Origin of the sequence: Plantactinospora sp. ZYX-F-223 (assembly GCF_039649625.1) — a bacterium.
Classification (GTDB): Bacteria; Actinomycetota; Actinomycetes; order Mycobacteriales; family Micromonosporaceae; genus Plantactinospora.
The window spans coordinates 1-451 of record NZ_JBDJAV010000201.1 but is presented as its reverse complement, the minus strand read 5'-3'; the positions used below and the strand labels follow the sequence as shown (position 1 = coordinate 451).

Here is a 451-nt window from a genome sequence, read left to right as displayed (position 1 = left end):
AGCGGCCGGCGGCGGTGACCGCCTGCTGCGGTTCGTCGAGGGCAAGATCGCGTGCGGCAGGCCCGTCGACGTCGGCGACGACGACCCGGCCGGGATGTTCCGCCTGTACGACCCGGAGCAGTCCCCACAGGGCGCCCGCAGCGGCGGCGGTGCGGGCCGCGTCGGGGCCGGTCGGTGCCGTGGCCGGAGTGGCTCCGGTGGTCAGCACCACCAGCCGGGTGTGGTGGAACTCCGGTGCCGCGAGATACTCCTGCACCAGGGCGAGGACGGCGGCGGTCGCCGCGTGCGCGTCGGCGAGGTCGGGGGTGACGACGACGGCCGCCGGCGCGCTTGCGCCTTCACTGATGGACGCGCGCAGCGCGGCGAGGTCGGCGAAGCGCCGCCCGCCCACGCCGTACGTGTCAGGACCGACGACGACGTGATCGGTGAGACTTCCCTGGCCGTCGGGCGC

Annotated in this window: 1 pseudogene; it reads right to left on the bottom strand. The window is 75.8% G+C overall.

Features of this window, described 5'->3' with window-relative positions:
- Window positions 1-451, bottom strand: a pseudogene (locus AAH979_RS43170) (hypothetical protein); the annotation flags it as partial.